Here is a 26,412-nt window from a genome sequence, read left to right as displayed (position 1 = left end):
GGTGACGGCCTAGAACGCAGCGCGTTCTAGGCGGCCCTGCAGGGTCAGCACCGGGCTGACGATATCGACCTCGTCGAGTCCCCGGTCGAGCAGGCCGACCCGGCGGTGCAAATCGCTGCTCGCCTCGATCAGCGCGCGCGCGCGCACCGGCAGCACGTCGAGCAGGCTCTGGTCCGTCACCGGCGCATCGCCCAGTCGCCGCACCGGATCGAGCGCATCGCGCGGCTGCAACTCCCCCGCCTCGACCGCGCGCTGCGTCAACAGCCACGCAATGACGTGCATCAACCGGGTCGTGACCTTCAGCGACTCGCAGCTGAAACTCACACGGATCATCGCGTCCAGCGCCTCCCGCTCCCCCCGCCCCGCTTCGTCGAAATAGGTGCGCGCTTCATCCGCCAACACCATCGCTTCGCTGTACAGCGCATCGACCAATCGCCGATGCAGTTGCGATTCATACAGACCACTCATCGCGCCGGGATGGCATAGCCGCTTGGTGCAGCCCAGCGTGATGACAGCCGTGACGCGATGCCGATTGTACGAAACGTATCAAAATGAGGCATCTAGCCCAGCTGGTCCCCGACAAACGGCGCGGTCGATCGGCTTGCGACACGCCTTCAGGAGAGCGCTCGGTCTTCGTCGTTCAGGCGATGATATCCGGGATCAGCATGTCTTCGCACGCGGCGATTTCGTCGCGAAGCCTCAGCTTGCGCCGCTTGAGACGCGCGATCTGCAACTGGTCGGGGACCGGCGACAGGATGAGCGCGGCGATCGCATCGTCGAGGTCGCGATGCTCGACCCGCATCCCGTCCAGCCGTACCCGCATCTGAGCCTCGTCCACGCTGTCCCTGAGATACATGCCGATCCTCCGTCACCGGCGTCCTTAGCAAATGGGGGCGCGCTGGCGAGCGCTAAAGCGCCGCATCATGGGTAGCATGCGTCGAACACACGGGTCGTCGCATTAAATCAGTCGGCCAATCGATTTGGTCCATTTCCGATAAAGACATTTCGATGACGTGGTGGTTTACTCCGTCCCCCAACCCGAATGCAGGAGGTACTCCATCGTGCAGACGACGCATCAGACAGCCTTGGAAACCAAGCACGCCGTGCTTGATCAGCGAATCGCAGCGGAAACGCACCGCCCCTTGCCCGACGCTGCCATCCTCGCGCAGCTGAAGAAGCAGAAACTGCGACTCAAGGAAGAGATCGTCAGCCTGTAACGCGCTGAACGGCGGATACCAGGCGGCCACGCCCCGGATACAAGACCGGGGAATGGTCGCCCATCCGTCCGGCCCAAGCCCTGCCCATCCCACGCCTCTCGCAACGATAAGCAGCGTGGTTGCTAAATCCGACTACCGAGCGCGCCTGGGATCGATCGTCCCGTCGAGTGCGATCCCCATTCTCCCCGCCGCGCACCACGCCACTGTCCCGCTGGTCTCTCCGATCCCGGGCAAGTCGAGCCACACATGGCTGCCGACGTCAGCGGGTATGTCGAGTTCGATCATCAGCCCGGCCTCGGACAGATTGCGGACGCGCACCTCGTGCACGCCCGGCTCGTCGCCGAGTCGGCACTGGCCGACCAGCAGCAGGCTGTCGCGCGGCAGCGCCCTTTTGCCCGCGGTCGAACCGGCCGATGCCGAATCCGGCGCAATGCTATCTATAGTCCGGTCCCCGCCAGTCATATGATCGCACCTGTCCATCATCGTCCCGCGTTATCGAGGCCGCATAATTGTGGCCCGGCTCACCTGTTAGGCCCCAAAGCCTGCCAAATGGCTTAACGACGACGGGCAACCGATGCGACCCTGGTGACGCGCGCAGTGGGATCGTGCGGATCAATCCTCGCGCGAGACCTTCTCGTTGCGCTCATGCCGCTCCTGCGCCTCGACCGTCATCGTCGCGATCGGCCGCGCTTCGAGCCGGGCGAGGCTGATCGGCTCGCCGGTGACTTCGCAATAGCCATATTCGCCCTCGTCGATCCGGCGGATCGCCGCCTCGATCTTGGAGACGAGCTTGCGCTGCCGATCGCGCGTGCGCAGTTCGATCGACCAGTCGGTCTCGCTCGACGCCCGATCGGTGAGATCGGCCTCACGCAGCGAATCGACCTGCAGCTGCGACAGCGTTTCCTGCGATTCCCGAAGGATCGCATCCTTCCAGGCCTGCAATTTCCCGCGAAAATAGGCCTGCTGCTTCAGGCTCATAAAGGGTTCGTCGGCATCGGGCCGATAGCTTTCGTCGTCGCTGTCGTTCGCAGCGTTTCGATTGATAGTCCCGGTATCGTCCATACGATTCATTACGGTCGCCATACCACTCTCCCTCTGGCCCCGTCGGATCAACCACGCTGATCTCCGAGGACCGCCCCCAAATGGTGAATGCGCCTATAGTCGCGCGCGAAGATCATCACAAGCGACCCGGCTTGCGCAAAAATAACCAGATCCGACATTATATTACGCCAATTCATTTTGCGGTTTCACGCACACCGAGGAAACGCGCCGTTGCCGGCCGGCAAACGCTGGACGAACGCCCGCGTCACTTATGTCCCATGGCGGCACGTTAAGGGTGAACCCGGCGAACAAGCCGACGTAAATAGGTGATTAACCCGCGTAGATATGGTTAATGCTCTTGCACTTAACGGTTTGTTTTGCAGTTAGTCTGCATGGCGATGCCGTAAACATTGCACACGGGGATCCGGCAACACGAGGGTGCCGGCAACGAAAGAGTGACGATATGTCGGTGAGGATGGCCTTGGCCAAATTGTGCGCCTGTGCGTGTGGCGGTGCCCTGATCGGCGGCGGCGCGGTGCATGTCGCGGAAAGCTCCAATCGAACCGCCAACGCCAAGCGCATGCTCGTCAAGCGCGTTGCCCGCCCTCAGGTCGCCGCGGTTCACCGGCCGCGCGTGCGGCGCGTGACGACGACGACGCGGACGACCTGCGCGCCCACCGTCGTGACGGTGGCCAATGCCGCCCCGGTCCCGATCCCCGCGCCCGTCGGCGACGGATATATCGGTGGCGGCGGTGCGGGTGCCGCGCCCTTGGCCGTGGGCGGCAGCGGCGGCTTTTTCGGCAGCGGGTTCGGCGGTGGCTTTGGTGGCGGGTTCGGCGGCGGCTTTGGCGGCAGCGGCGGCTCGAGCGGCAGCATCGTGATCTCCTCCACCTCGAGCGGCGGATCGACATCGACCGGGGGGTCCGCGTCGAGCGGCGGATCGACCTCAACCGGCGGATCGTCGAGCAGCACCGGCGGTGCCGAGATATCGAGCACATCGTCCTCCGGCGGTTCGAGCGGCAACGTCTCCTCTGCCTCGGGTGGCTCGAGCGGCAACGTCTCCTCTGCCTCGGGTGGCTCGAGCGGCGACGTCTCGTCGTCGTCGAGCGGCAACGTATCGTCCGCGTCGAGCAGCGCGTCGTCGGCTTCGTCGGCCTCCTCCGCATCGTCTGCCAGCAGCGGCAGCTCGTCGGGCGGCAAGCCCGGCCATGACGGATCGAGCTATGGCTCGAGCAGCAAGGGCTGGGGATCGAGCGGCGGCTGGAACTCGACCGGTGGCTGGAGCTCGAACGGATCGTCGGGCAGTTCCGCCTCGTCGGGCAGCTCCGCCTCTTCCGCCAGCGGATCGAGCGCTAGCAGCGCGTCGAGTGCCAGCAGCGCTTCGAGCGCGAGCAGCGGAAGCTCGGGTGGCAGCACGGGATCGAGCGGCGGCCCGCCCGCGCCCGTACCCGCACCGCCGATGGTGTTGCTCTTCGGCGCCGCCGCCGCCGCACTCGTGGCACGCCAGCGCTTCGCCACCCGAAAGGCCGCCGCCGCGTAAGCGCCGACACCAGGCAAAGAAAAGGCCCCGCAGGAGATGTCCCGCGGGGCCCTTTTTACGTTCGGTCAGGCGTTCTTTAGCGCCTTCTCGATATCCTTGATCGGGTGCCCGGTCAGGTCCTTGTCGAGTTCGCCGGCCAGACGGTTGCTGACTTCCTTGTGATAATGCTTCCGCAATTCGCCGAGCGTCCTGGGCGGTGCGACGACAATCAGCGTCTCATAGTCGTTCGCCAAGGCGCGCTTCTTGAGCATCGCGGCGGCGTCGGCGGCGAAGCGATCTTCCTCGATCTGGTGGAAATCGGTCGGCTCCACCGAGCTCTGCACGCCGCCCTGCGGTGACGAGGCGCGCCCGGCCGAGTCGGTCGCCTGGTCGCGCGTCGCGGGATTGTCCTGCTCCTGCGCTTCCTCGACGATCAGATTGGGGAACGCATTGTCGCCCTCATTGCGCAGGAACAGCATTTTTCCGACCATCGGCGACGAGCACCACGGCGTTGTGAGGAAGCTGCATGCGATATCTCCTTTTCGCGTTGCGTATGGTGGATGAACGCGCCGCGTCGCGCGGAGGTTGCCTGCGACCCTCGCCCTGGCGGGGGAGGACCAGGAGGATGGAGCCGTCTTGCGCCTGCGCACCCGCCTCGGCATAGCCTGCGCCATGCACGACATACGCCTGATCCGCGACGATCCCGCCGCCTTCGACGCCGCCCTTGCCAAGCGGGGTGTCGCACCGCAGTCCGCATCGCTGGTGACGCTCGACGAACAGCGCCGCGCGACGATCGCCGACTCGCAGACCGCGCAGACGCGTCGCAACGAACTGTCGAAGGCGATCGGTCAGGCCAAGGCGCAGAAGGACGAGGCCAGGGCGCAGGCACTGATGGCCGAAGTCGCAAGCCTGAAGGAGGCGCTGCCGACGCTGGAAGCCGATGAGGCGCGGCTGAGCAGCGAACTCGGCGACCTGCTGGCGGCGATCCCGAACCTGCCTGCGGCGGACGTTCCCGAAGGCGGCGGCGAGGACGACAACGCGCTCGTCCACACCCGCGGCACGCCCGCGACCTTCGCCTTTGCGGCGCGCGAGCACGATGCGATCGGCCCTGCGCTGGGCCTCGATTTCGAGACCGGCGCGGCGATGTCCGGCGCGCGGTTCACGCTGGTCCGCGGGCCCGCCGCCCGGCTGCAGCGCGCGCTCGGCCAGTTCATGCTCGATCATGTCGCCGAGGAGGGCTTCGAACAGGTCTCGCCGCCGCTGCTGGTCCGAGACGAAGCGGTGTTCGGCACCGGCCAGCTCCCTAAATTCGCGGAGGACCTGTTCCGCACCACCGATGGCCGCTGGCTGATCCCGACCGCGGAGGTGAGCCTCACCAATATCGTCCGCGAACAGATCCTGAGCGAGGCCGAACTGCCGATCCGCTTCACCGCGCTGACGCCGTGCTTCCGCTCCGAGGCGGGTGCGGCCGGCCGCGATACGCGTGGCTATATCCGCCAGCATCAGTTCGACAAGGTCGAGATGGTCTCGATCGTCACCCCCGACATGTCGGAGGCCGAGCATGAGCGGATGACCGCCTGTGCGGAAGGCGTGCTCGACGCGTTGCAGCTGCCGTTCAGGCGGATGCTCCTATGCACCGGCGATATGGGGTTCACCGCTGCACGCACCTATGATCTCGAAGTCTGGCTGCCGGGCCAGGCGCGCTACCGCGAGATCAGCAGCGTCTCGACCTGCACCGATTTCCAGGCACGCCGGATGAACGCACGCTATCGTCCCGAGGGCGAGAAGGGCACGCGGTTCGTCCACACGCTCAACGGCTCGGCGCTGGCGGTCGGCCGCACGCTCGTCGCGGTGCTGGAGAATTACCAGCAGGAGGACGGTTCGGTCGCCGTCCCCGCGGTGCTCCAGCCCTATCTCGGCGGCCTGACGCTCTTGGAGCCGACGCGCTGATGCGGATCCTCCTCACCAACGACGATGGCTATCACGCGCCCGGGCTGAAGGTGCTGGAGGCGATCGCCGCAACGCTGTCCGACGATATCTGGGTGGTCGCGCCCGCGGACGAACAATCGGGCGCCGGCCATTCGCTGACGCTGTCGCGGCCGATCCGCGTGCGCAAGCATGGCGAGAAGCGCTATGCCGTCGCGGGCACGCCGACCGATGCGGTGATGATGGCGCTCGCCAAGATCATGAAGGACAGCCCGCCCGACCTGATCCTGTCGGGCGTCAACCGCGGCGCGAACCTGGCCGAGGACGTGACCTATTCGGGCACGGTGTCGGCGGCGATGGAGGGGGCGCTCGCCGGCGTTCGCTCGATCGCGCTGAGCCAGCTTTACAGCCGCGAAGGCATGGGCGACAGCGTACCGTTCGAAGCGGCCAAGGCGTGGGGCGAGCGAGTCCTGCGGCCGCTGCTCGACGCGCCGCTCGCACCGCGGACGCTGGTCAATATCAATTTCCCCGCCGGTCCCGCCGATGCGGTCAAGGGCGTACGAGTCGTCGGCCAGGGCCTGCGCGATTACGGCCGGCTGCAGATCGTCACCAACACGGATCCGCGCGGTTATGAGTATCACTGGTTCGCGCTGTCCGGCACGGTCGATACGCCCGCGCATGCGACCGATCTCGAGGCGGTCGCCGACGGCTATGTGTCGGTGACGCCGCTGCATCTCGACCTGACGCATTTCGAATCGATGGACCTGCTCGAACGGGCCTATCGTTGATGCGATGTGCGCGTGCGCTCGTCTCGGCAGCGGCGCTGCCGTTGCTGGGGCTGGCCGCGTGCATCCCGCATGCCGATCGTCCCGCGGGCTATGGCACCGTGCCGACGCGCCCCTATCGCGTGCCGCCTGCACGCCGCGACGATCCCCCGCCGCGCCGTGACGATACGCCGCCGCAGGACATACCGGGCCGCGATACCGGAGAGGTCACCACCCTCCCCGCCCCGCGCCCCGCCTGGGAAGCGCGCCCGGTCAGCGCCGATGCGAAGTCGATCCCCGATTCGACCTATGTCGTGCAGCCCGGCGACACGCTGCGCCGCGTGGCCGATCGCAGCGGCGCGAGCCTTGAGGCCATCGCACGCGCGAACGATCTCGACACGCCCTACACGATCCGCACCGGCCAGCGCTTGACCATCCCCGGCGGCCGCTACCACCAGGTCCGTCGCGGCGAGACCGGGATCGCGATCGCGCGCGCCTACGGCGTGGAATGGTCGCGGATCGTCTCCGTCAATGCGCTCGTCGAGCCCTATGTCCTGCGCGCCGACCAGCGCGTGTTGATCCCCGATGCGCCCGGTGGCGGCAGGCCGAGCGCGGCGGAGCGCGCCCGCGCCTTCTCGCTCGACATCGACGACATCCTGACCGGCGGCGAGCCCGCGCTTGCCAACAACCAGGCGCCCGCCAAGCCGATCGCGACGCCGCGCCGCATACTGCCCTCGAACGCCGTCGTCACCGCGCCGGCGCGCCTCGCGAGCGGCGGGTTCCTGTGGCCAGTCGACGGCCGGGTCGTGAAGCGCTTCGGCCCGGGCGCGAGCGGCGAACGCAACGACGGCATCAAGATCGCGGTGCCGATCTCGACGCCGATCCACGCGGCCGCGGACGGCGTCGTCGCCTATGTCGGCGACGGTATCGCCGCGCTCGGCGGGCTGGTGATCATCAAGCATGGCGGCGGCTGGACCAGCGTCTACGGCCACGCATCGAAGCTGCTGGTGCAGCGCGGGCAGAGCGTGAAGCGCGGCCAGACCGTCGCGCTGTCGGGCGACACCGGTTTCGCCGACCGTCCCGAACTCCACTTCGAACTGCGCAAGGGGCGGACCCCCGTCGACCCGACCTCGCAATTGCCGCGAAGCTGATTCCGTCCTTCCCCCCTGACCGTCATCCCAGCGAACGCTGGGATCTCCCCGTTCGAGCCGCAGCACCCGCCCATGAATATCCCGGCTTTCGCCGGGATGACGGACCGGGAGGCGCATGCTAGTCGCGCATCCATGACCTACCAGTCCGACCTGCTCACCACGCTGACCTCGCGCGGCTATGTCCACCAGATGACCGATGCCGCCGCGCTCGACTCGCTCGCGGGCAAGCAAATCGTGCCCGGCTATATCGGCTTCGATCCGACCGCGCCGTCGCTCCACGTCGGCAGCCTCGTCCAGATCATGCTGCTCCGTCGGCTCCAGCAGACCGGGCACAAGCCGATCGTCCTGATGGGCGGCGGCACCGGCAAGATCGGCGATCCGAGCTTCAAGGACGAAGCCCGCAAGCTGCTCGGCGAGGATGGCATCAAGGCGAACGTCGCCTCGATCCGCCGCATCTTCGAACGCTTCCTGACGTTCGGCGACGGCCCGACCGACGCGGTGATGCTCGACAATGCCGAGTGGCTCGATGCGCTCGAATATATCCCGTTCCTGCGCGACGTCGGCCAGCATTTCTCGGTCAACCGGATGCTCGCGTTCGATTCGGTCAAGCTCCGCCTCGACCGCGAACAGTCGCTGAGCTTCCTAGAATTCAACTACATGATCCTCCAGGCCTACGACTTTCTCGAGCTGTCGCGCCGTGCCGAATGCCGGTTGCAGATGGGCGGATCGGACCAGTGGGGCAACATCGTCAACGGCATCGAGCTGTCGCGCCGGATGGACGGCACCGAGGTCTACGGCGTCACTACCCCGCTGATCACGACCGCGGACGGCGGCAAGATGGGCAAGACGATGTCGGGCGCGGTCTGGCTGCACGAGGACCAGCTGCCGCATTTCGATTACTGGCAATTCTGGCGCAACACCGACGACCGCGACGTCGGCCGCTTCCTGCGGCTGTTCACCGACCTGCCGCTCGACGAGATCGCGCGTCTCGAGTCGCTCGAAGGCGCGGAGATCAACGCCGCCAAGATCGTCCTCGCGAACGAAGCAACCGCGATGTGCCGTGGCCGCGACGCCGCCGAACAGGCCGCCGAGACCGCGCGCAAGACGTTCGAGGAAGGCGCGTCGGGCGATTCGCTGCCGAGCCTGGCCGTTCCCGGTGGCGCGATCGGCATCGTCGAAGCCTTGGTCGGCCTCGGCTTCGTCGCCTCGAACGGCGAAGCGCGCCGCAAGCTGGCCGAGGGCGCGGTGCGCGTCGATGGCGAGCCCGTGCGCGAGCCCACGACCGCCCTCCCCGTTACGTCCCCCGTCAGGCTTAGCCTCGGGAAGAAGCGACATGGGATGCTAACCCCCTCATAATAGACGCATTATCGTTTCGAAGACGATCGCGTTAAGCATCACTGTTTGTAGCGGGTTCATCGTGCACCGGGTAGGATGGCTGCATGGCCACACCCGGGGGACGATCGATGCCACGCTACGCTACGGCGGTTCGAGATGCGCGCGGTGAACCCCGTGACGAGGTGATGCACCGCACGCATGCGCTCGATGCCGATGGGCAGACGGTAAAGCTGGTGCTGGTCAACATGTCGGCAAACGGGCTTATGGCGCGGTGCGACGGCGATCCGGCCGCGGGCGACCGACTGCAGATCCGCCTGCCGATCCTGGGGCCCGTTGACGCCGTCGTCCGCTGGTCGCTGGGCGGGCGCATAGGCTGCGAGCTCGAACGGACGATCCCGCTCGGCGAATATTACACTATGCTCACGCTGATGGCCCGCCACAGCTGACGCCTCACCCCGATCGCAGCAACGCCACCCCGGCATCGCGGTCGAACAGGTACAGCGCAGTCCGCGCCGCCTGACCGCGCGCGCCCTCCAGCCCGCCGTCGCGATCGATCAGCAACCGCGCGTCGTCGTGCGCGCATTGGAGGAGGTCCGCCATCATGTCGGGCGTCGCGAGCCGGAACGCCATCTCGCCCGACTGCTTCGTGCCCAGCAGTTCGCCCGCGCCGCGCAATCGCAGATCCTCCTCGGCGATCCGGAAGCCGTCATTCGTTTCGCGCATCAGCGCCAGCCGCGCGCGTGACGTCTCGCTGAGCGACGATCCGCGCATCAGCAGGCAGATCGACCGCCCGGTGCCGCGCCCTACGCGCCCGCGCAGCTGATGCAGCTGGGCTAGCCCGAAGCGGTCCGCATGCTCGATCACGATCAGCGTCGCGTTGGGCACGTCGACGCCGACCTCGATCACCGTCGTTGCGACCAGCACCGCTGTGCGCGCGGCGGAGAACTCCGCCATCACCGCGTCCTTCTCGGCGGGCTTCATCCGGCCATGGACCAGCGCCACCTTGTCCCCGAACCGCGCACGCAGGACCTCGGCACGCATCTCGGCGGCGGCGAGGTCACTCTTCTCGCTCTCCTCGACCAGCGGGCACACCCAATAGGCCTGCCCCCCGTCCGCCAGATGCCGACCAAGCGCGTTGACCACGTCGTCGAGCCGATCCTCCGAGATCACGCGCGTCTCGATCGGCTGGCGGCCCGGCGGCATCTCGTCGAGGCGGCTGACGTCCATCTCGCCGTACTGCGCGAGCGTCAGCGTGCGCGGGATCGGCGTCGCGGTCATCGCCAGCAGATGCGGCCGCGCGATGCCCTTGGCCTGGAGCGTCATCCGCTGCGCGACGCCGAACCGGTGCTGTTCGTCGACCACCACCAGCGCGAGGTCCTTATAGGCGACCGCATCCTGGAAGATCGCGTGCGTGCCGACGAGAATGTCGATCTCGCCGCTCGCCAGCGCCATCAAAGTCGCCTCGCGCACGCGGCCCTTGTCGCGCCCGGTGAGCACGCCGACCTCGATCGGCAGCCCGGCGAGCGTCTTTCGCAGCGTCTCGTAATGCTGGCGCGCGAGAATCTCGGTCGGCGCGAGCATCGCCGCCTGCGCGCCCGCCTCGACCGCGATCAGCATCGCCATCGCCGCGACCAGCGTCTTGCCCGAGCCGACATCGCCCTGCAGCAGCCGTAGCATCGGCGCGGTCTGCCCGAGATCGCCCTCGATCTCGCCGACCGTACGCGATTGCGCGCCCGTCAGCGTGTAGGGCAGCTTGAGCATGCCGCGCAGCCGTCCGTCGCCGTGCAGCGCCCGCCCCCGTCGCTTGCGCGTGTCGGCGCGGACGAGCGTCATCGCGAGCTGGTTGGCGAACACCTCGTCATAGGCCAGCCGCTCGCGCGCCTTCGCGTCCGACGGGTCGGCGTGGATGCGCGCCAGCGAATCATGCCAGCCGGGCCATTCGCGTTTCGCCTTCAGCCCCGGCTCGATCCATTCGGCGAGATCCGGCGCGCGCGCGACCGCTTGCGTCGTCAGCGCCGCCAGCCGCCGCGAGGTGAGCCCCTCCGACAGCGGATAGATGGGCTCGCGCTCGCGCAACTCCTCGTCGGGTTCGACGATATCGGGATGGACGATCTGGAGTTCCTGGCCGTACTCATCGAGCCGCCCGGAGACGCGCTTGGCCTCGCCGATCGGCAGCAGCTTCTTCGCCCAGCCCGAACTGCCGCCGAAGAAGACGAGGCTGACATAGTTGCCATGCTCGTCGGTCGCCTGCACGCGCGTCGGGCCCCGGCCGGCGCTGACGCGGTGCTCGCGCGCGGTCAGCGTGATCACGATGATCCGCCCGGCATCGCTCGCCATCAGCTCGGTGCGGGGCAGGCGATCGACATAGCCGGTGGGCAAATGGAAGGCGACGTCGACGACGCGCGCGAGCCCGAGCCGGTCGAGCGGCTTGGCGAGCGCAGGCCCCACCCCTTTCAGGACGAGGGTTTCGGCGAACAGCGGATTGAGGATTTCGGGTCGCATGACTATCTGCCCCCTATAGCCCAGCCGACGCCCGCCGCCAGCGGTCGCCGGTCTATTGGCGTTGGAGATATCATGGACCACGAAACCCGCCTCAAGCGCCTGGGCTTCCGCAGCTCGCACCGCGGCACGCGCGAAGCCGATATGATGATCGGCGGCTTCTTCGAAACCTATGGCCGGACCTGGACGCCCGAGCAGCTCGACTGGTTCGAGGCGCTGCTCGAGGAGCAGGACGTCGACATCATGGGCTGGGCGATCGGATCGATCCCGTGCCCGCCCGAATGGAACGGCCCGATGATGCAGGCGATGCGCGACATCAATTACGTCACGGTCGTGAAGTAACCTACTCCCTCTCCCCTCCGCGGAGAGGGTCGGGGTGAGGGGCCGCCAAGCAGCGCAGCGCCTAGGACAGCCCCTCACCCAACCCTCTCCCCGGCGGGGAGAGGGCTTTAGGAAGCCAATGCCAGATCTCAACACCATCCTCTCCGCGAAGACCCCGCTGACATTGTCGGGCGTGCCGTCGGGGTTCCAGCCGTCGCTGCTCGCCGATCTCGCGCGCGCCGCAAAGACGCGCGCGGTGTTCATCGCGCCCGACGATGCGGCGATGCGCGCGATCGCCTCGACCGCGGCGTTCTTTGCGCCCGACCTCGAGATACTGAGCTTCCCCGCCTGGGATTGCCTCCCCTATGACCGCGCGTCGCCCACGCTGCGCGTCATGGCCGAGCGAGTCGCCGCGTTGCAGCGCCTGCAGGGCAAGCCCAAGGGCCCGCAGCTCCTCCTGACCACCGCGAACGCCGCGACCCAGCGCGTCCTCACCCCGTTCCGCATCCGCCAGCTCGTCGCGCGGCTCGCGCCCGGTGAGCGGATCGGTCGCGACAAGCTCGCCACGTTGCTCCAGGCGAACGGCTATGTCCGCACCGACACCGTCCACGACCAGGGCGAATATGCGGTACGCGGCGGGATCGTCGATCTGTATCCGTCGGGCGAGGACCACGCGCTGCGCCTCGATTTCTTCGGCGACGAGATCGAAAGCGTCCGCACCTTCGACGCCGCCGACCAGCGCACCACCGGGCGGATCGACGGCTTCGTCCTGCTCCCCGCCTCCGAAGCGCTGCTCGACGAGGACTCGATCAAGCGCTTCCGCACGCGCTACCGCGACGCGTTCGGCGCGACCGCGACGGGCGATCCGATGTACCAGGCGATCTCCGAGGGCCGGCGCATCGCGGGCATGGAGCATTGGCTGCCGCTGTTCGAAGAGAAGATGGCGACGCTGTTCGACCATCTCGGCGCCGACGACGTCTTGGTACGCGACAGCGGCGTCGCGGCGGCGGCGGAAAGCCGGCTCGAATCGATCGCCGACTATTACGAGAACCGCAAGCGTGCCGAGGCCGCGCAGCCCGGCAGCTACCGCCCGATGCCGGCCAAGGCGCTCTATCTCGACGCGCAGGACTGGTCGGGCGCGACCGAGGCCTTCGCCGCGCACATCACCTCGCCCTTCCACGAGCCGGAAAGCGCGACCGTGCTCGACTTCGCGGTCGACGGCCCGCGCGATTTTGGCCCCGAGCGCGCCGCACAGACGAACATCTATGAAGCCGTCGCCGATCATGTCGAGAAACTGCGCAAGCAGGGCCGCAAGCCGATCCTCGCCAGCTACTCGATCGGCGCGCGCGAACGTCTCGGGAGCCTGCTCGCCGACCACGGCCTGAAGGGCGGCAAGCACGCCGAGACCTGGCAGGAGGCGCTCGGCGTCGCCGATACCGCCAAGAGCTTCGGCGTCGCGCTGATCGTCCTCCCGCTCGATCACGGCTTCACCGCGCCGGGCGTCGCCGTCCTCACCGAGCAGGACATGCTCGGCGACCGCCTCGTCCACCGCAAGAAGCGCAAGAAATCCGCCGACGCGTTCCTCGCCGAACTGGCCACGCTGACGCCGGGCGACCTCGTCGTCCACACCGAGCATGGCATCGGCCGCTACGAGGGGCTGACCTCGATCCCCGTCGGCCAGAGCCCGCACGACTGCGTCGCGCTGAGCTATGCCGGCGGCGACAAGCTCTACGTCCCGGTCGAAAATATCGACGTCCTCTCGCGCTACGGCTCGTCGGAGGAAGGCGCGTCGCTCGACAAGCTCGGCGGCGAAGGCTGGCAGCGTCGCAAGTCGAAGATGAAGGAGCGGATCCGCGAAATCGCGGGCGAGCTCATCGCGACCGCCGCCGAACGCGCGCTCCATCCCGGCGACGTGCTCGAACCCGACGCTAGCGGCTATCCCAGCTTCGTCGATCGCTTCCCCTATGAGGAAACCGAGGACCAGGACCGGGCGATCGAGGAGGTTCTCGCCGATCTGTCCGCGGGCAAGCCGATGGACCGGCTCGTCGTCGGCGATGTCGGCTTCGGCAAGACCGAGGTCGCGCTGCGCGCCGCGTTCGTCGCGGCAATGGGCGGCAAGCAGGTCGCGATCGTCTGCCCGACGACGCTGCTCGCGCGCCAGCACTACAACAACTTCGTCAGCCGGTTCGAAGGCTTCCCGATGAACATGGGCCGCCTCTCGCGGCTCGTCACCGCCAGCGAGGCGAAGGCGACCAAGGAGGGGCTCGCGAACGGCACGATCGACGTCGTCATCGGCACGCACGCGCTGCTCGCGAAGAACATCGACTTCAAGCGGCTCGGCCTCGTCGTGGTCGACGAGGAGCAGCGGTTCGGCGTGACGCACAAGGAGCGGCTGAAGGCGCTCCGGGCCGACGTCCACATGCTCACGCTGACCGCGACGCCGATCCCGCGCACGCTGCAGATGGCGATGTCGGGCATCCGTGAGCTGTCGGTGATCCAGACCCCGCCGGTCGATCGCCTCGCAGTGCGGACCTACATCATGCCGTTCGACCCCGTCGTCCTGCGCGAGGCGCTGCTGCGCGAGCATTATCGCGGCGGCCAGAGCTTCGTCGTGACCCCGCGCGTCGCCGACCTGCCCGAAATCGAGGAGTTCCTGCGCGAACAGGTGCCCGAAATCCGCTTCGTCGTCGCGCACGGCCAGATGTCACCGACCGAGGTCGAGGAGCGCATGTCCGCCTTCTACGACAAGAAGTTCGAGGTGCTCGTCTCGACCACCATCATCGAAAGCGGGATCGACATCGCCTCCGCCAACACGATGATCGTCCACCGCGCCGACCGCTTCGGCCTCGCGCAGCTCTATCAGCTGCGCGGTCGCGTCGGCCGCTCGAAGACGCGTGCGTACGCGTATCTGGTGACGCCACCCGAGCGGCAGATGACGGTGACCGCCGAGAAGCGGCTGAAAGTGCTGTCCGATCTCGATTCGCTCGGTGCCGGGTTCCAGCTGGCGAGCCACGATCTCGACATCCGCGGTGCCGGCAACATGCTCGGCGACGAGCAGACCGGGCATATCAAGGAGGTCGGATTCGAACTCTACCAGGCGATGCTCGAGGAGGCGATCATGGACGCCAAGTCCGGCGGTCTCGCGTCCGCGCGCCCGAAGGACTTCTCGCCGCAGATCACGGTCGACGCGCCGATCCTGATCCCCGAGGACTATGTGCCCGATCTCGACCTCCGGATGGGGCTATATCGCCGCCTGAACGAGCTCGACGAGAGCCAGGAGATCGAGGCGTTCGCCGCCGAGATGATCGACCGCTTCGGCCCACTGCCCGACGCGACCGAGAATCTGATCAAGGTCATCGAGATCAAGCTGAACGCGAAGCGCGCCTGCGTGTCGAAGATCGACGTCGGCCCGCGCGGCGTGCTGGTGTCGTTCCACAACGACACCCCGCCCAATGTCGACAAGCTGCTCGCCTATGTCGAACGCCTCAACGGCGTCGCGCGACTGCGCCCCGACAGCAAGCTGGTCCTCCAGCGCGCCTGGGGCGACCCGAAGGCGCGCCTGCACGGCGCGCTGCAATTGTCCAAGGGGCTGGCGAAGGCGGCGGGGTGAGCCATGCTTCTTAGCCCTCTCCCCTCCGGGGAGAGGGTTGGGTGAGGGGCGCCGCAAGCGATGCGCTGCGCAACAGCCCCTCACCCCAGCCCTCTCCCCGCAGGGGAGAGGGAGCGGCACATGAAAAAGGCCGGACTACCACTGGGGTAGCCCGGCCTTTTCAGCACCTAGAAAGCATCGTTTACTTCGGCAGCACGACACTCGGCCCAATGCTGTCCACAACCTTCCGCGCATCGAACGCCCGGATATTATCGCGCGGAATCGGCCCCTTTCGCATCACGATCTCGGCAGTCGCCTCGTACCGGTCGATCGTCCGGACGTCGAAGTCGTTGCCCCACGGGCCACCCCCAAAGCCGCCGCCGAAACCACCGCCAAAGCCGCCATAGGGGCTCCAGTCACGCCAGCCGAAGCCGCGCCCGTAATAGCGCCACGACGGGCCCCAATAGCCGCCGAACCCGCCATAGCCGAACCCGCCACCGAGCCCCGGCGTCGAATAGGTACGCGACTGGAGATTGGTGTCGCGGTCGGCCATCAGGTAATAATCATAGCCATTCTGCAGCGTGAGTTCGGCCGCGCGGAAGAACAGGTAGCGTTCGACGGTATCGCGCGACGTGACGCTGTTCCCTGCGAAGCTGACCAGGAACCGGCCCGGTTCGACCTGGCGATCGCTATAGCCGGTGCGGCTGAACCCCTGGCCCGTCGCAGGCCGATACGTTGTCTCGGTCGCGCATCCGGCCAGCAGCAGCGCGCCCGTTGCGAGCGCTGCCAAGGCGACCTTGCGACCCGGTTTCATCAACATGGTGTCGTCTCCGTTCGCGGCGAATGCGGCGAAACGCCGCTTATTAGCCGTCAGTGGTGGAACGGTTGATGAACGGGATCGCTCCAATGCGCCACCTCGCTGACGCATTTTTCATGATCCGATCAAGTGCAGCGCCAGCGTACGCCGGTGCGGGCGCCGCCGGTGTTCGAACAGATACAGCCCCTGCCACGTCCCGAGCGCCAGTCGCCCGTCGATCAGCGGGATGCTCAGCTGCACCTGCGTCAACGCCGTCCGCAAATGCGCAGGCATGTCGTCCGGCCCCTCGTCATCGTGCAAATACGCGCGCGATTCCGGCGCAATCCGCGCGAAATACGCTTCCAGATCGGTGCGGACATCGGGCGACGCGTTTTCCTGAATCAACAGCGACGCAGAGGTGTGACTGCAAAACACCGTCAGCAGACCTTCCGCCATACGCTGATCGCGGGTCCATCGCTGAACCTGGGCGGTGACATCGACGAGCCCCTGCCCGCTCGTGTCGATCGTGAGAATTGTGGTGGCTTGACGCATGCCGGACGAACGATCGACGACGCGGGTTGCTCCGGCCGCCCCATGCACCGCAAATCAACGATCGAGATTGGCTGGGGCGGCAGGGTTCGAACCTGCGCATGGCGGCATCAAAAGCCGCTGCCTTACCACTTGGCGACGCCCCAACAGAGGCGGCCTTATAGCGGGGCCGCGCCGCGTGAAAAGCCCCTGACGACGTCAATCGGCGAGATGATGCAGCCAGTTGTTGGCGTCGGGTGCGGTGCCGCGCTGGATCGATACCAAAGCGTCGCGCATCCGCATCGTCAGCGTACCCGGGGCACCGCTGCCGATCGTGAAGCGCCCCTCGGGGCTGGCGACCGTACCGATCGGCGTCACTACCGCGGCAGTGCCGCACGCGAACGCCTCGACGAGCCGGCCGCTCGCCGCATCGGCGCGCCACTGGTCGATCGTATAGCCCTCCTCGCGGACCTCGATGCCTTGGGCGCGTGCGAGCGTCAGGATCGAGTCGCGCGTGATGCCGGGCAGGATCGTACCCGTCAGCGCCGGGGTCGCCATGCTGCCATCGTCGAACACGAAGAAGATGTTCATGCCGCCAAGTTCCTCGACCCAGCGGCGCTCGGCCGCGTCGAGGAACACCACCTGGTCACACCCGTTGCGGATCGCCTCGGACTGCGCGAGCAGGCTGGCGGCATAGTTGCCACCGCACTTGGCAGCACCCGTACCGCCCAGTGCGGCGCGCGTGTACTGCTGGCTCACCCAGATCGACACGGTCGGCGCGCCGCCCTTGAAATAGGCGCCGACCGACGATGCCAGCACCATGTACAGATATTCCGCCGACGGCTTCACGCCGAGAAACACTTCGGAGGCAAACATGAACGGCCGCAGGTACAGCGCGCCGCCGTCGCTCTCCGGGATCCAGTTCGCGTCCGCCTTGACCAGCCGCTCGACCGATTCGAGAAACAGCTCCTCGGGCAGCTCGGGCATGGCGAGCCGGCGCGCCGAATCCTGGAACCGGCGCGCGTTCGCCTCGGGACGGAACAGCGCAGTGCCGCCGTCCGCCAGCCGATAGGCCTTCATCCCCTCGAAGATTTCCTGCGCATAATGCAGCACCGACGATGCCGGATCGATCGTCAGCGGCGCACGCGCGGTGATCCGCGCATCGTGCCAGCCCTCGGTTTCGCTATAGCGGATCATCGCCATATGATCGGTGAAGACTCGCCCGAAACCGGGGTCGATAAGCCGCTTGGCGCGCTCGTTCGCCTCGACCGGAGTCGCATTCGGCTCGTGGCGAAACGCGAAGGGCGACGTAGAAGCTGGAGCAGGCATCGAATTTCTCTCTCAAGGCGGGTTGCCGACGACTACGGGCGATGTCTAAACCGGTCAACATGGCTGCCACAGCATCGACCGCATCACCCCTGTTTCTCCGCGAGACCGAACTCAGGCGCGGGCTTGAGCTACTCTACTTCGGATACAGCCACCTCACCCGCTCGATCGACCAGGGGCTGGCCGACGAAGGACTGGGGCGCGCGCATCACCGCGCACTCTATTTCATCGCGCGCAAGCCCGACATGACGGTCAGCGAGCTGCTCTCGCTGCTGGCGATCACCAAGCAGTCGCTCGGCCGCGTGCTGAACGAACTCGCCGACCGGAAGCTCGTCGAGACTCGCCCCGGCGAACGCGACCGGCGCCAGCGCCTGCTGCGACTCACCGCCGCGGGGGCGAAGATGGAGAGCGAGCTGTTCGAGGCGGCACGCCAGCGCATGTCGGCCGCCTATGTCAGCGCCGGGCAGAATGCGGTCTCTGGTTTCTGGGCCGTCCTGGAGGGCCTCGTCCCCGAGGAGGAGCGGTCGCAGGTGATCGCGCTTCGCGGCTAGCATCACCCCGACGCCGCGGTCGTCCTAGCGGGCGGCGGCGGCCATCTCGGCATTGCGCCGTTCGGACGCCGTAAGCGTCTCAGTCAACAGCGTGACGAGCGCCTCGTCGCGGTCAAGCACGTTCAGCCCCTCGCGAGTCGATCCGCCGGGACTCGCCACCCGGTCCGCCAGCACCGCGGGCGACACGTCCGCATCGGCCGCCATGATCGCCGAGCCCTCCAGCGTCGCCATCGCCAGACGCGCCGCCTGATCAACCGGCAGCCCCAAGGCAGCCCCCGCCTGGGCCAGCGCATCAGCAAACCGGAACACGAACCCCGGACCAGATCCGGCGAGCGCCGTCACCGCATCGAAATGCGCCTCGTCCGCGATCCATTCATAATGGCCGAGCGGCGCGGCGAACGCTTCCGCGGCCGCGATCGCGTCCTCCGACTCCGTATAGGTGTAGAGCGACGTCACACCCTTGCCGATCGCAACCGGCAGGTTCGGCATCGCACGGACGATGGTATCAGCCGTGAACCGCGCCGACAGGGCGGCATGATCGACGCCGGCGAGGATCGACAGCAACATCTGCGGCTGCCCCTGTAGCGGGGCCAGCAGCGCCTGCGCGGCGTCGATCTGCTGCGGCTTGAGCGCGAGCATCAGCGTGGCGGGTGCTGCCTCATCAGGGAGCGCAGTCAACGAGCGGACGCCAGCGGGTGCGCCCGTGCCGCTGCGCGTGATCACCGTCACGCTCGCGGGATCGAGTCCGGCCGCCAGCCAGCGCCGCAGCATCGCCCCGCCCATATTGCCGCAGCCGATCAGCCACAGCGGCCCCGCCGGAAAACTCATGCCTCGCCGTGCGTTTCGATCAACGCCGCGGCCAGTGCGTCCTTCGGGCTCTTGCCGCCCCACAGCACGAACTGGAACACGGGGTAAAAGCGTTCGCACTCCTCGATCGCCGATTCGACGAGCAGTTCGGCGGCGTCGAGCGACATCGTCCCCTCCTCGCCACCATCGACCATCGCCGCATGCCGGAACAGCAGGATGCCGCTCGACGACCACAGTTCGAAATGGCCGATCCAGAGTTGCTCGTTGACCAGCCCGATCGTCTCGTACACCGCCTGACGCCGATCGTCGGGCACCTTGATGTCGGGAAAAGCGAGGAATTGCAGGACGCTATCGTCTTCGCGCCACAGGGCGCGCAGTTCGTAGGTCGTCCAGCTGCCCTTGACGGTCGCGACGATCTCGTCGTCGTGACGCTCATGTTCCCAGCCATGCGCAGCGTAATAGCTCTCGAGCATGTCGATCGGGGCGGCATCTTCGTGGTCGTGGTCGGCGTGTTCAAGCATCATAGGGTCCTGGCGGTCCTTATCGCACGACAAAGGGTGCCGAGGCAAAAACGCCCCGACAACCCCATCGGACCCAATTCTGCGGAAAACTGTGGAAAAGTCAGTCGACCGGCGCCCCGAGCGGCGCTGCGACGGCCGATTTTGCTTCGAGCGCATCGAGTCGCGCCTTCAGCGCGTCATTCTCGTCGCGCGCGGCGGCGGCCATCGCCTTGACCGCATCGAACTCTTCGCGGCTGACGAAGTCGAGACCGCCCAGCCATTCGCGCGCGCGTTCCCGCGCACCAGATCCGGCTTCGCGACCAACGCCTGCAAGCGTCCCGGCCGCACCGTTCAAGACTTTGACGATATCGTCGAACACGCGGTTTTCGGACTGCATTGCTTCAAAACCTCAACAGATTGCTGCGTTACAGCATTTGGGACGTATGGCTGGCCGGCGCAAGGGTTTCGGCGTCGGGGTTCAATTGCCCGATGCTGAACGCGAGCACGCCGGCAAAGCTGATCCAGACCATATAGGGCACCATCAGCCACGCCGCCGCCGGCCGAATCCGCGCGAAGACGATGGTTGCTGCGATCGACAGGATCAGCATCGCGACGATCACCAGTACCGACGCACCGATCTTGTGCGCGCCGAAGAATGTCGGCGTCCAGAGGAGGTTGAGCACGAATTGCGCCGCGAACAGGCCCACGGCTAGGGGGCGCTGGCGGGCGCCACGCGCATTGAGGATCATCGCCAGCGCGAGCCCGATCATGACGTAGAGCGTCGTCCAGACGACCGGGAACACCCAGCCCGGCGGGTTCAACGCCGGCTTGGCGAGCGCCATGTACCAGCCATTCTCGCTGCCGACGGGTACCGAGCGTCCCGACACGAAGCCGAGCAGCAGGATAAGGGGCACGGTCACGACCGCCCAGCGGAGGAACGACATCCTCAACTGGCCCTTCGAAGCGATACCGCCCACACACATCCTTCCGTCTTCACGCGGGCACGTCCTGCCGCGCATTTCGCGATCGGTAAACCGCGATCGGGCGATAATCGTTCCGCTAGTGGTTCATTCCGGCACGGCCGTCTCGTCGTCTACGGTCGCGCCTGCCCCCTGCCGCGCGGCGATCAGGAACTCGACATTGCCCTCGGGGCCGGTGATCGGACTCTCCACCAAACCCTCGACGTGCCAGCCCTGCGCGGTCAGCCACGCCGCGACCTCGTCGCAGACCCGGCGGTGGATCGCGGGATCCCGGACGACGCCCCCCTTCCCCACCTCCTCGCGGCCAGCCTCGAACTGCGGCTTCACCAGCGCCATGAGCCGCGCCCCCGGCCTGGCAAACGACATCGGGCGTTCGAGCACCTTGGCCAGTCCGATAAAGCTCGCATCGCACACGATCAGGTCGACGGGTTCGGGGATATGCGCAGGCGTCAGGATTCGCGCGCTGGTCTGCTCGTGGACGATGACGCGGTCGTCCTGGCGAAGCGACCAGGCGAGCTGGTTGGTCCCGCTATCGACCGCATAGACCTTGGTCGCGCCGCCCTTCAGCAGCACGTCGGTAAAGCCGCCCGTCGACGATCCGACGTCGATCGCGACCAGGCCCGTCACGTCCCAGCCGAAATGCGCGAGGCCGTGCGCAAGCTTGATCCCCCCGCGCGACACCCAGGGATGATCGCGACCGCGGACGTCGAGCACAACGTCGTCGGGTAAAGTCTGGCCGGGCTTGTCGACCTTCTTGGTCCCAGCGAACACCAGCCCCGCCATGATCAGCGCCTGCGCGCGCGTGCGCGACTCGACGAGCCCCCTGTCGACCAGCATCTGGTCCGCGCGTATCTTCACCATGCCGATATCCTTGCCATCCGACAGCCTATCGTCGCGCCGTCCGGTCATCGCAAGCTGCCTTCCTTTCGCCGCAATGCCATTGCCTACCGAATTAGTGGGAGTATCTTCAGCATCGGAGAGCGTGGCCGCACGGCGTCCCCTAGAGCGTCGTTCGGCTACGCTCCCACCCTGCAAAAAGGGGTCCGGAGAAGGAGAAGCGCTGTGGGTAATTTCGCACCGTATGAGTCCGTCCAACCGACCATCCTCACCGTGCCGGGGCTCGGCGGCTCCGGCCCTTCGCACTGGCAGACACTGTGGGAAGACGCGCGGCCCGATACCGTCCGCGTCGAACTGGGAATGTGGAACACACCCCACCGCAACGCCTGGGTCACGCGACTCGACGAGGCGATACGCCGGGCGGATGCACCGGTGATCCTCGCCGCGCACAGTCTGGGGTGCCTAGCAGTCGCGTGGTGGGCCGAACTGAGCCCGCAGCCCTATGGCTGGCCAGTCGCGGGCGCGCTGCTGGTCGCGCCCGCCGATGTCGATCGCGGCGGTGCGCAGGCCGAGCTGAAGGGCTTCTCACCCACGCCGCGCACGCCGCTCCCCTTCCCGTCGATCGTCGTGGCGAGCAGCGACGACCCCTGGGTCAGCCCCGAGCGCGCACACAGCATGGCCGCGGACTGGGGCAGCCACTTCGTCGACGCCGGGCCGCAGGGGCATCTGAACGCGGCCAGCGGGATCGGCTGGTGGCGCGAAGGTCAGGAGCTGCTCGAACGGGTCATCGCGGCGAGCAGTGACGGGCGCGGCCAGCCATTGCCGCCAAGCCGGGCGCGCTCGATTTTGGCGGTGAACGCCACGGATGCCGCCCAGACGCATTATCTGGGTGGGTGACAAACGATCCACCACGCCGGCCGAGTCCGGGGTGGTGCTCCGTCACGGGATTCGAGAACCGTCCTCATCGAACCGCTCGGGGTTCGCGGCCTGCTCGGCCTTCGCCGCCGCGAGGCCGCCGCGCATCCGTCGCCACATCGCGATGTTCAGCGACACCATCACGATCACCGCGAGCGCGATGATCACGATGCCCTTGGTCGGACCGGTCATGCGCGCGCTTCGGCGACTCCGCCCGAATTATGCCGCAGCGCCTTGAGGACGGTGTCGACCAGCGCGGTCGAATCGAGCCCCGCCTCGGCATATTGGACGTCGGGCTTGTCCTGGTCCTGGAAGGTGTCGGGCAAGCGCAGCGTGCGCAGCTTGAGACCGCCGTCGATCAGCCCCTCGTCTGACGCCAGCGTCAGAACATGCGCGCCGAACCCGCCGACCGAATTCTCCTCGATCGTCACCGCGACTTCGTGCGTCGTCAGCAACTTGCGGATCAGGTCGATGTCGAGCGGCTTGGCGAAGCGGAGATCGGCGACCGTCGTGCTCAGCCCCTTCGCCTCGAGGATCTCGGCGGCCTTGAGCGCCTCCTCGAGCCGCGTGCCGAGCGACAGGATCGCGACGGTCTTGCCGTCGCGGACGATGCGGCCCTTGCCGATCTCGAGCAGTTCCGGAACATCGGGCAGCGCGACGCCGGTGCCGTTGCCGCGCGGATAGCGCAGCGCGATCGGACCAGCGTCATATTGCGCGGCGGTATGCGTCATGTGGACGAGCTCGGCTTCGTCCGCCGCCGCCATCACGACGAAATTCGGCAGCGTCGCCAAATAGGTGACGTCGAACGACCCCGCATGGGTCGCGCCATCCGCCCCGACGAGACCTGCACGATCGATCGCGAAGCGGACCGGCAGGTTCTGGATCGCGACGTCGTGGACGACCTGATCATAGGCGCGCTGGAGAAAGGTCGAATAGATTGCGCAGAACGGGCGCAGGCCCTGCGCCGCAAGCCCCGCGGCGAACGTCACGCCATGCTGTTCGGCGATGCCGACATCGAAGAAGCGGTCGGGATAGGCCTTGGCGAACGCATCTAGCCCGGTGCCCGACGGCATCGCCGCGGTGATCGCGCAGATACGCTCGTCCTTGGCGGCTTCCGCGACGAGCTGCGCACCGAAGACGTTCTGATATTGCGGCGGGCCCGGGGGGGCCTTGGTCTGGACGCCGGAAATGACGTCGAACTTCTGGACGCCGTGATATTTGTCCGCGGCGGCCTCGGCGGGGGCATAGCCCTTGCCCTTCTTGGTGACGACATGGACGAGGATCGGGCCCTCCTCGGCATCGCGGACATTCTCGAGCACCGGGATCAGGTGTTCGAGGTTGTGACCGTCGATCGGGCCGACATAGTAAAAGCCCAGTTCCTCGAACAGCGTCCCGCCCATCGTCATGCCGCGCGCGAACTCGTCGGTCTTGCGCGCGGCGTTGTGGAACGGGCGCGGCAGGCGGCGGGCAAGCTTCTTGGCAAGCTCGCGAATGCCGAGAAACTCGCGACTCGACACGATTCGGCTCAGATACGCCGACAGCCCGCCGACCGGGGGCGCGATCGACATGTCGTTGTCGTTGAGGATGACGACCAGGCGATTGCCTGCCTGCTCGGCGTTGTTCATCGCCTCATAGGCCATGCCCGCGGACATCGCGCCGTCGCCGATGACCGCGATCCCCTTGCCGGGCGTGCCCGCGATCTTGTTGGCGACCGCAAAACCCAGCGCAGCCGAGATCGACGTCGACGAATGCGCCGCGCCGAACGGGTCATATTCGCTCTCGCTACGCTTGGTGAAGCCGCTGAGCCCGCCGCCCTGCCGCAGCGTCCGAATCCGGTCGCGCCGCCCGGTGAGGATCTTGTGCGGATAGCATTGGTGACCAACGTCCCAAACCAACCGATCCCGCGGGGTGTCGAAGACATAGTGGATCGCGGTCGTCAGCTCGACCACGCCGAGCCCTGAGCCGAGATGCCCGCCGGTGGTGCCAACCGCGGAAATCGTTTCGGTCCGAAGTTCGTCGGCGAGTTGGCGGAGCTGGTCCGGGCGCAGCTTGCGGAGGTCGTCGGGCGTCGAAACGGTGTCGAGCAGCGGGGTCGCGGGAAGATCGGCCATCATCCTCGCTTAATGCAGCCCGCCTATCGTGTCGATTGTTACCGTGTCATGGCGTAGCATTCGCGCTGAAATTGCTCGGGAACTGCACCGCCATGGACTTTACGCATCGTTTTGCCCGCGAACCGGACATTGCCGCGATCTCGGCGCTGATGGCGCGCGCGATCGGGGCGTTGCAGGGGGATTTCCTCACGCCCTCGCAGGTCGCGGCAAGCCGGGCGGTGATGGGGCTCGATACGCAGTTGATCGCGGACGGGACGTATCTGCTGGTGCATGCCAACGACGGACGCCTGGCGGGCTGCGGCGGCTGGAGCCGACGGGCGACACTGTATGGCGGCGACCACAGCACATCATTGCGCGATGCCGCGCTACTCGACCCACGCCACGACGCCGCGCGAATCCGGGCGATGTATACCGATCCCGATTTCGTGCGGCGCGGCGTCGGCAGGCTGGTGCTGTCGGTATGCGAAGCGGCAGCGCGCGACGCCGGGTTCGCACGCGCGGAGATGATGGCGACACTTGCTGGTGAGCCGTTGTACCGGGCGTGTGGCTATCATCCGATCGAGCGCATCGAAACGCCAGGAGAGGTACCGGTACCGATGATCCGGATGGGCAAAGCCCTTAGTTAGCCACCCCCCCCCGCCAGAGGAAGGAGACGGTAGATTCGTTACGAGCGCTCTACTTCGCTTCGCAGTCTGCGCATCGGCCTCGTACCTCGATCACCGGACGAACAGGGGCAAAGCCGGCAGCTTCTGCAGCATTGCGGACGCCGCGCGTGATGACGTCATTGTCGAGATGCGTGGTCTGGCCGCACGAGTCGCAGACCAGGAAGATGCAATCATGCAGGCAATCGGGGTGCGCGTTGGCGACGTACGCATTAGCGCTTTCGACCCGGCGGGCGAGGTTCGCGCCGACGAACAGGTCGAGGATCCGGTACACGCTGTTCGCCGCGACCCGACGCCCTTCCGATTTCGACACGGCTTCGGCGATGTCATAGGCCGAGGCGGGCTTGTCGAACCCCGCAAGTGCCGCAAACACGCTCGCGCGCATCGCCGTCCATTGCTCCCCCGCCTTTTCGAGCGTGGTTTGCGCCGCGACGGTGAGATCGGCGCCTTGCGGTTCGGTGTGGGTGTGGGCGTGCGCCATAGCGTACGAGGTAGGATGCCGGGGCAGTTCCAGCAAGCCGCTCAGGTGTCTGCCCGACGATTGAGATCGTGCCCGAACGCAAGCAGGCCGACGCCGATGATCGTCCACAGCGTCTCGCCACCACCGCTGTCGTGCGGCAGCGTCATCGCGCCCGCCATGATCCCGAGCCCGAGCGCGCCCATCGCAGCCGGCATCATATAGCCATGATGCAGCACGCCGCGGCCGAGCGCGAGCGCGCCCAGACCGATCGCGATCGTCAGCCCGACCTCATGGAAGATCGGATCCAGCAGGAAACCGCCCGCGGTCGACATCAACGCCACCAGCACCGAGGTCGCCAGGCAATGCACCATGCACAGACCGGACAGGCCGATCGCATAGCGGTCGAGTCCGGCGAAGCGGTGGGTATGCGTGGCTGAGGGCGTCATCGTGCCAGGAATATAGCCGCCCGATTGCTAGGATACAACATTACATCGCAGATTTTTCCACCCGAATTGATCGGCGTTGCATGGCCGACACGAAGCGATGGCGCCGCGCCCCCGTGTGGAGTATTTGCGCC

30 protein-coding genes, 1 tRNA gene and 1 pseudogene are annotated in these 26,412 nt (G+C 66.9%); 11 read left to right on the top strand and 21 right to left on the bottom strand.

Features of this window, described 5'->3' with window-relative positions; translation table 11 throughout:
* Positions 1-9 precede the first annotated feature (9 nt).
* Together C8J26_RS14075 and C8J26_RS14070 are read right to left on the bottom strand one after the other, a co-directional pair.
* Positions 10-468, bottom strand: coding sequence for a DUF1465 family protein (locus C8J26_RS14075; RefSeq protein WP_056410547.1), 459 nt, complete (start codon positions 466-468; stop codon positions 10-12).
* 172 nt (positions 469-640) lie between these two features.
* Positions 641-823 carry a YdcH family protein gene (locus C8J26_RS14070; RefSeq protein ID WP_107958962.1) on the bottom strand — a complete coding sequence of 61 codons (183 nt, stop codon included), beginning with the start codon at positions 821-823 and terminating at the stop codon, positions 641-643.
* Positions 824-1,061: 238 nt separating this feature from the next.
* On the opposite strand from C8J26_RS14070, the gene C8J26_RS14065 reads away from it, so the two are divergent.
* Positions 1,062-1,217 (top strand): YdcH family protein, encoded by a 156-nt coding sequence (locus tag C8J26_RS14065; RefSeq protein ID WP_082445084.1) that lies wholly within the window; start codon positions 1,062-1,064, stop codon positions 1,215-1,217.
* Positions 1,218-1,349: 132 nt separating this feature from the next.
* Here the strand turns inward: C8J26_RS14065 and C8J26_RS14060 are convergent, their stop codons facing one another.
* The 5 genes and pseudogenes from C8J26_RS14060 to C8J26_RS14040 form a co-directional block, all read right to left on the bottom strand.
* Positions 1,350-1,679: a PilZ domain-containing protein gene (locus tag C8J26_RS14060; RefSeq protein ID WP_167398846.1), complete on the bottom strand. Its 330-nt coding sequence runs from the start codon at positions 1,677-1,679 to the stop codon at positions 1,350-1,352.
* Positions 1,680-1,829: 150 nt separating this feature from the next.
* Positions 1,830-2,300 carry an RNA polymerase-binding protein DksA gene (gene dksA / locus C8J26_RS14055; protein WP_056410556.1) on the bottom strand — a complete coding sequence of 157 codons (471 nt, stop codon included), beginning with the start codon at positions 2,298-2,300 and terminating at the stop codon, positions 1,830-1,832.
* Between the two features lie 579 nt (positions 2,301-2,879).
* On the bottom strand, positions 2,880-3,458 hold the full coding sequence (locus C8J26_RS14050) for a hypothetical protein (RefSeq protein WP_107958843.1): 579 nt from the start codon (positions 3,456-3,458) through the stop codon (positions 2,880-2,882).
* A 21-nt stretch (positions 3,459-3,479) separates the two neighbouring features.
* Positions 3,480-3,776 (bottom strand): hypothetical protein, encoded by a 297-nt coding sequence (locus C8J26_RS14045; RefSeq protein ID WP_107958841.1) that lies wholly within the window; start codon positions 3,774-3,776, stop codon positions 3,480-3,482.
* A gap of 87 nt (positions 3,777-3,863) precedes the next feature.
* A pseudogene (locus tag C8J26_RS14040) lies at positions 3,864-4,305 on the bottom strand (host attachment family protein).
* 144 nt (positions 4,306-4,449) lie between these two features.
* Between C8J26_RS14040 and serS the strand changes: the two are divergent.
* The 5 genes from serS (at position 4,450) to C8J26_RS14015 (ending at position 9,399) form a co-directional block, all read left to right on the top strand.
* Positions 4,450-5,727: a serine--tRNA ligase gene (serS, locus tag C8J26_RS14035; RefSeq protein ID WP_107958839.1), complete on the top strand. Its 1,278-nt coding sequence runs from the start codon at positions 4,450-4,452 to the stop codon at positions 5,725-5,727.
* Complete coding sequence (gene surE, locus C8J26_RS14030; RefSeq protein ID WP_107958837.1) at positions 5,727-6,491, top strand: 5'/3'-nucleotidase SurE; 765 nt, start codon at positions 5,727-5,729, stop codon at positions 6,489-6,491. Before serS ends, surE begins: the two co-directional genes overlap by 1 nt.
* Entirely contained in the window at positions 6,491-7,618 is a 1,128-nt protein-coding gene (locus C8J26_RS14025; protein WP_107958835.1) for a M23 family metallopeptidase, read from the top strand. Before surE ends, C8J26_RS14025 begins: the two co-directional genes overlap by 1 nt.
* Before the next feature lie 132 nt (positions 7,619-7,750).
* Positions 7,751-8,974 carry a tyrosine--tRNA ligase gene (gene tyrS, locus C8J26_RS14020; RefSeq protein WP_107958833.1) on the top strand — a complete coding sequence of 408 codons (1,224 nt, stop codon included), beginning with the start codon at positions 7,751-7,753 and terminating at the stop codon, positions 8,972-8,974.
* A gap of 83 nt (positions 8,975-9,057) precedes the next feature.
* Positions 9,058-9,399 carry a PilZ domain-containing protein gene (locus C8J26_RS14015; RefSeq protein WP_234422833.1) on the top strand — a complete coding sequence of 114 codons (342 nt, stop codon included), beginning with the start codon at positions 9,058-9,060 and terminating at the stop codon, positions 9,397-9,399.
* 4 nt (positions 9,400-9,403) lie between these two features.
* On the opposite strand, the gene recG is transcribed toward C8J26_RS14015, so the two are convergent.
* Complete coding sequence (gene recG, locus C8J26_RS14010; RefSeq protein WP_107958831.1) at positions 9,404-11,455, bottom strand: ATP-dependent DNA helicase RecG; 2,052 nt, start codon at positions 11,453-11,455, stop codon at positions 9,404-9,406.
* Between the two features lie 72 nt (positions 11,456-11,527).
* On the opposite strand from recG, the gene C8J26_RS14005 reads away from it, so the two are divergent.
* The gene (locus tag C8J26_RS14005; RefSeq protein WP_056410591.1) at positions 11,528-11,794 is read left to right on the top strand and encodes an FAD assembly factor SdhE; all 267 of its coding nucleotides are present in this window, start codon (positions 11,528-11,530) and stop codon (positions 11,792-11,794) included.
* A 118-nt stretch (positions 11,795-11,912) separates the two neighbouring features.
* Positions 11,913-15,383 carry a transcription-repair coupling factor gene (gene mfd / locus C8J26_RS14000; RefSeq protein WP_107958829.1) on the top strand — a complete coding sequence of 1,157 codons (3,471 nt, stop codon included), beginning with the start codon at positions 11,913-11,915 and terminating at the stop codon, positions 15,381-15,383.
* A gap of 181 nt (positions 15,384-15,564) precedes the next feature.
* On the opposite strand, the gene C8J26_RS13995 is transcribed toward mfd, so the two are convergent.
* From C8J26_RS13995 to C8J26_RS13980, 4 genes are all read right to left on the bottom strand, one after another.
* A complete protein-coding gene (locus tag C8J26_RS13995; protein WP_199861110.1) occupies positions 15,565-16,176 on the bottom strand; it encodes a CC0125/CC1285 family lipoprotein in 612 nt (203 codons plus the stop codon).
* 117 nt (positions 16,177-16,293) lie between these two features.
* Complete coding sequence (locus tag C8J26_RS13990) at positions 16,294-16,710, bottom strand: secondary thiamine-phosphate synthase enzyme YjbQ (protein WP_107958827.1); 417 nt, start codon at positions 16,708-16,710, stop codon at positions 16,294-16,296.
* A gap of 68 nt (positions 16,711-16,778) precedes the next feature.
* Positions 16,779-16,853 (bottom strand) — tRNA-Gln (locus C8J26_RS13985).
* Positions 16,854-16,905: 52 nt separating this feature from the next.
* Positions 16,906-18,015 carry a branched-chain amino acid aminotransferase gene (locus C8J26_RS13980; protein ID WP_056410599.1) on the bottom strand — a complete coding sequence of 370 codons (1,110 nt, stop codon included), beginning with the start codon at positions 18,013-18,015 and terminating at the stop codon, positions 16,906-16,908.
* A 59-nt stretch (positions 18,016-18,074) separates the two neighbouring features.
* On the opposite strand from C8J26_RS13980, the gene C8J26_RS13975 reads away from it, so the two are divergent.
* Positions 18,075-18,563, top strand: coding sequence for a MarR family transcriptional regulator (locus C8J26_RS13975; RefSeq protein WP_107958825.1), 489 nt, complete (start codon positions 18,075-18,077; stop codon positions 18,561-18,563).
* Between the two features lie 24 nt (positions 18,564-18,587).
* Here C8J26_RS13975 and C8J26_RS13970 read toward each other — a convergent pair whose 3' ends face one another.
* The 5 genes from C8J26_RS13970 to C8J26_RS13950 all read right to left on the bottom strand — a co-directional run bounded on the left by C8J26_RS13970 (position 18,588) and on the right by C8J26_RS13950 (position 21,711).
* Positions 18,588-19,391 carry a pyrroline-5-carboxylate reductase family protein gene (locus C8J26_RS13970; RefSeq protein ID WP_107958823.1) on the bottom strand — a complete coding sequence of 268 codons (804 nt, stop codon included), beginning with the start codon at positions 19,389-19,391 and terminating at the stop codon, positions 18,588-18,590.
* Entirely contained in the window at positions 19,388-19,894 is a 507-nt protein-coding gene (locus tag C8J26_RS13965; RefSeq protein WP_056410608.1) for a type III secretion system chaperone family protein, read from the bottom strand. Before C8J26_RS13965 ends, C8J26_RS13970 begins: the two co-directional genes overlap by 4 nt.
* Positions 19,895-19,991: 97 nt before the next feature.
* Positions 19,992-20,267 (bottom strand): accessory factor UbiK family protein, encoded by a 276-nt coding sequence (locus C8J26_RS13960; protein WP_107958821.1) that lies wholly within the window; start codon positions 20,265-20,267, stop codon positions 19,992-19,994.
* 28 nt (positions 20,268-20,295) lie between these two features.
* On the bottom strand, positions 20,296-20,853 hold the full coding sequence (locus C8J26_RS13955) for a TspO/MBR family protein (protein WP_234422834.1): 558 nt from the start codon (positions 20,851-20,853) through the stop codon (positions 20,296-20,298).
* 84 nt (positions 20,854-20,937) lie between these two features.
* A complete protein-coding gene (locus C8J26_RS13950; RefSeq protein ID WP_107958961.1) occupies positions 20,938-21,711 on the bottom strand; it encodes a TlyA family RNA methyltransferase in 774 nt (257 codons plus the stop codon).
* Positions 21,712-21,912: 201 nt separating this feature from the next.
* Here C8J26_RS13950 and C8J26_RS13945 point away from each other — a divergent pair, with 201 nt between their 5' ends.
* Positions 21,913-22,584, top strand: a complete 672-nt coding sequence (locus tag C8J26_RS13945) for an RBBP9/YdeN family alpha/beta hydrolase (RefSeq protein WP_107958817.1) — start codon at positions 21,913-21,915, stop codon at positions 22,582-22,584.
* A gap of 42 nt (positions 22,585-22,626) precedes the next feature.
* Here the strand turns inward: C8J26_RS13945 and C8J26_RS20520 are convergent, their stop codons facing one another.
* Positions 22,627-22,794, bottom strand: a complete 168-nt coding sequence (locus tag C8J26_RS20520) for a hypothetical protein (RefSeq protein WP_156359463.1) — start codon at positions 22,792-22,794, stop codon at positions 22,627-22,629.
* Complete coding sequence (gene dxs / locus C8J26_RS13940) at positions 22,791-24,713, bottom strand: 1-deoxy-D-xylulose-5-phosphate synthase (RefSeq protein ID WP_107958960.1); 1,923 nt, start codon at positions 24,711-24,713, stop codon at positions 22,791-22,793. Before dxs ends, C8J26_RS20520 begins: the two co-directional genes overlap by 4 nt.
* Before the next feature lie 92 nt (positions 24,714-24,805).
* Here dxs and C8J26_RS13935 point away from each other — a divergent pair, with 92 nt between their 5' ends.
* Positions 24,806-25,339 carry a GNAT family N-acetyltransferase gene (locus C8J26_RS13935; protein WP_107958815.1) on the top strand — a complete coding sequence of 178 codons (534 nt, stop codon included), beginning with the start codon at positions 24,806-24,808 and terminating at the stop codon, positions 25,337-25,339.
* Between the two features lie 49 nt (positions 25,340-25,388).
* On the opposite strand, the gene C8J26_RS13930 is transcribed toward C8J26_RS13935, so the two are convergent.
* Together C8J26_RS13930 and C8J26_RS13925 are read right to left on the bottom strand one after the other, a co-directional pair.
* Positions 25,389-25,856 carry a Fur family transcriptional regulator gene (locus C8J26_RS13930; RefSeq protein WP_056410624.1) on the bottom strand — a complete coding sequence of 156 codons (468 nt, stop codon included), beginning with the start codon at positions 25,854-25,856 and terminating at the stop codon, positions 25,389-25,391.
* Positions 25,857-25,897: 41 nt separating this feature from the next.
* Positions 25,898-26,281: a MerC domain-containing protein gene (locus tag C8J26_RS13925; protein WP_056410627.1), complete on the bottom strand. Its 384-nt coding sequence runs from the start codon at positions 26,279-26,281 to the stop codon at positions 25,898-25,900.
* Positions 26,282-26,412: the final 131 nt, after the last annotated feature.

This window comes from Sphingomonas aurantiaca (assembly GCF_003050705.1).
Taxonomy (GTDB): Bacteria; Pseudomonadota; Alphaproteobacteria; order Sphingomonadales; family Sphingomonadaceae; genus Sphingomonas; species Sphingomonas aurantiaca.
Note: the sequence above shows the minus strand (reverse complement) of the source record. Positions and strands in the feature narration are given on the sequence as shown.

Excerpts from the sequence above, each read along its gene's own strand:
- C8J26_RS14075 (WP_056410547.1), bottom strand. The coding sequence starts at position 468 with ATGAGTGGTCTGTATGAATCGCAACTGCATCGGCGATTGGTCGATGCG.
- C8J26_RS14070 (WP_107958962.1), bottom strand. The coding sequence starts at position 823 with ATGCGGGTACGGCTGGACGGGATGCGGGTCGAGCATCGCGACCTCGAC.
- C8J26_RS14060 (WP_167398846.1), bottom strand. The coding sequence starts at position 1,679 with ATGACTGGCGGGGACCGGACTATAGATAGCATTGCGCCGGATTCGGCA.
- dksA (WP_056410556.1), bottom strand. The coding sequence starts at position 2,300 with ATGGCGACCGTAATGAATCGTATGGACGATACCGGGACTATCAATCGA.
- serS (WP_107958839.1), top strand. The coding sequence starts at position 4,450 with ATGCACGACATACGCCTGATCCGCGACGATCCCGCCGCCTTCGACGCC.
- surE (WP_107958837.1), top strand. The coding sequence starts at position 5,727 with ATGCGGATCCTCCTCACCAACGACGATGGCTATCACGCGCCCGGGCTG.
- C8J26_RS14025 (WP_107958835.1), top strand. The coding sequence starts at position 6,491 with ATGCGATGTGCGCGTGCGCTCGTCTCGGCAGCGGCGCTGCCGTTGCTG.
- tyrS (WP_107958833.1), top strand. The coding sequence starts at position 7,751 with ATGACCTACCAGTCCGACCTGCTCACCACGCTGACCTCGCGCGGCTAT.
- C8J26_RS14015 (WP_234422833.1), top strand. The coding sequence starts at position 9,058 with ATGGCCACACCCGGGGGACGATCGATGCCACGCTACGCTACGGCGGTT.
- recG (WP_107958831.1), bottom strand. The coding sequence starts at position 11,455 with ATGCGACCCGAAATCCTCAATCCGCTGTTCGCCGAAACCCTCGTCCTG.
- C8J26_RS14005 (WP_056410591.1), top strand. The coding sequence starts at position 11,528 with ATGGACCACGAAACCCGCCTCAAGCGCCTGGGCTTCCGCAGCTCGCAC.
- mfd (WP_107958829.1), top strand. The coding sequence starts at position 11,913 with ATGCCAGATCTCAACACCATCCTCTCCGCGAAGACCCCGCTGACATTG.
- C8J26_RS13995 (WP_199861110.1), bottom strand. The coding sequence starts at position 16,176 with ATGAAACCGGGTCGCAAGGTCGCCTTGGCAGCGCTCGCAACGGGCGCG.
- C8J26_RS13990 (WP_107958827.1), bottom strand. The coding sequence starts at position 16,710 with ATGCGTCAAGCCACCACAATTCTCACGATCGACACGAGCGGGCAGGGG.
- C8J26_RS13980 (WP_056410599.1), bottom strand. The coding sequence starts at position 18,015 with ATGCCTGCTCCAGCTTCTACGTCGCCCTTCGCGTTTCGCCACGAGCCG.
- C8J26_RS13975 (WP_107958825.1), top strand. The coding sequence starts at position 18,075 with ATGGCTGCCACAGCATCGACCGCATCACCCCTGTTTCTCCGCGAGACC.
- C8J26_RS13970 (WP_107958823.1), bottom strand. The coding sequence starts at position 19,391 with ATGAGTTTTCCGGCGGGGCCGCTGTGGCTGATCGGCTGCGGCAATATG.
- C8J26_RS13965 (WP_056410608.1), bottom strand. The coding sequence starts at position 19,894 with ATGATGCTTGAACACGCCGACCACGACCACGAAGATGCCGCCCCGATC.
- C8J26_RS13960 (WP_107958821.1), bottom strand. The coding sequence starts at position 20,267 with ATGCAGTCCGAAAACCGCGTGTTCGACGATATCGTCAAAGTCTTGAAC.
- C8J26_RS13955 (WP_234422834.1), bottom strand. The coding sequence starts at position 20,853 with ATGTGTGTGGGCGGTATCGCTTCGAAGGGCCAGTTGAGGATGTCGTTC.
- C8J26_RS13950 (WP_107958961.1), bottom strand. The coding sequence starts at position 21,711 with ATGGTGAAGATACGCGCGGACCAGATGCTGGTCGACAGGGGGCTCGTC.
- C8J26_RS20520 (WP_156359463.1), bottom strand. The coding sequence starts at position 22,794 with ATGACCGGTCCGACCAAGGGCATCGTGATCATCGCGCTCGCGGTGATC.
- dxs (WP_107958960.1), bottom strand. The coding sequence starts at position 24,713 with ATGGCCGATCTTCCCGCGACCCCGCTGCTCGACACCGTTTCGACGCCC.
- C8J26_RS13935 (WP_107958815.1), top strand. The coding sequence starts at position 24,806 with ATGGACTTTACGCATCGTTTTGCCCGCGAACCGGACATTGCCGCGATC.
- C8J26_RS13930 (WP_056410624.1), bottom strand. The coding sequence starts at position 25,856 with ATGGCGCACGCCCACACCCACACCGAACCGCAAGGCGCCGATCTCACC.
- C8J26_RS13925 (WP_056410627.1), bottom strand. The coding sequence starts at position 26,281 with ATGACGCCCTCAGCCACGCATACCCACCGCTTCGCCGGACTCGACCGC.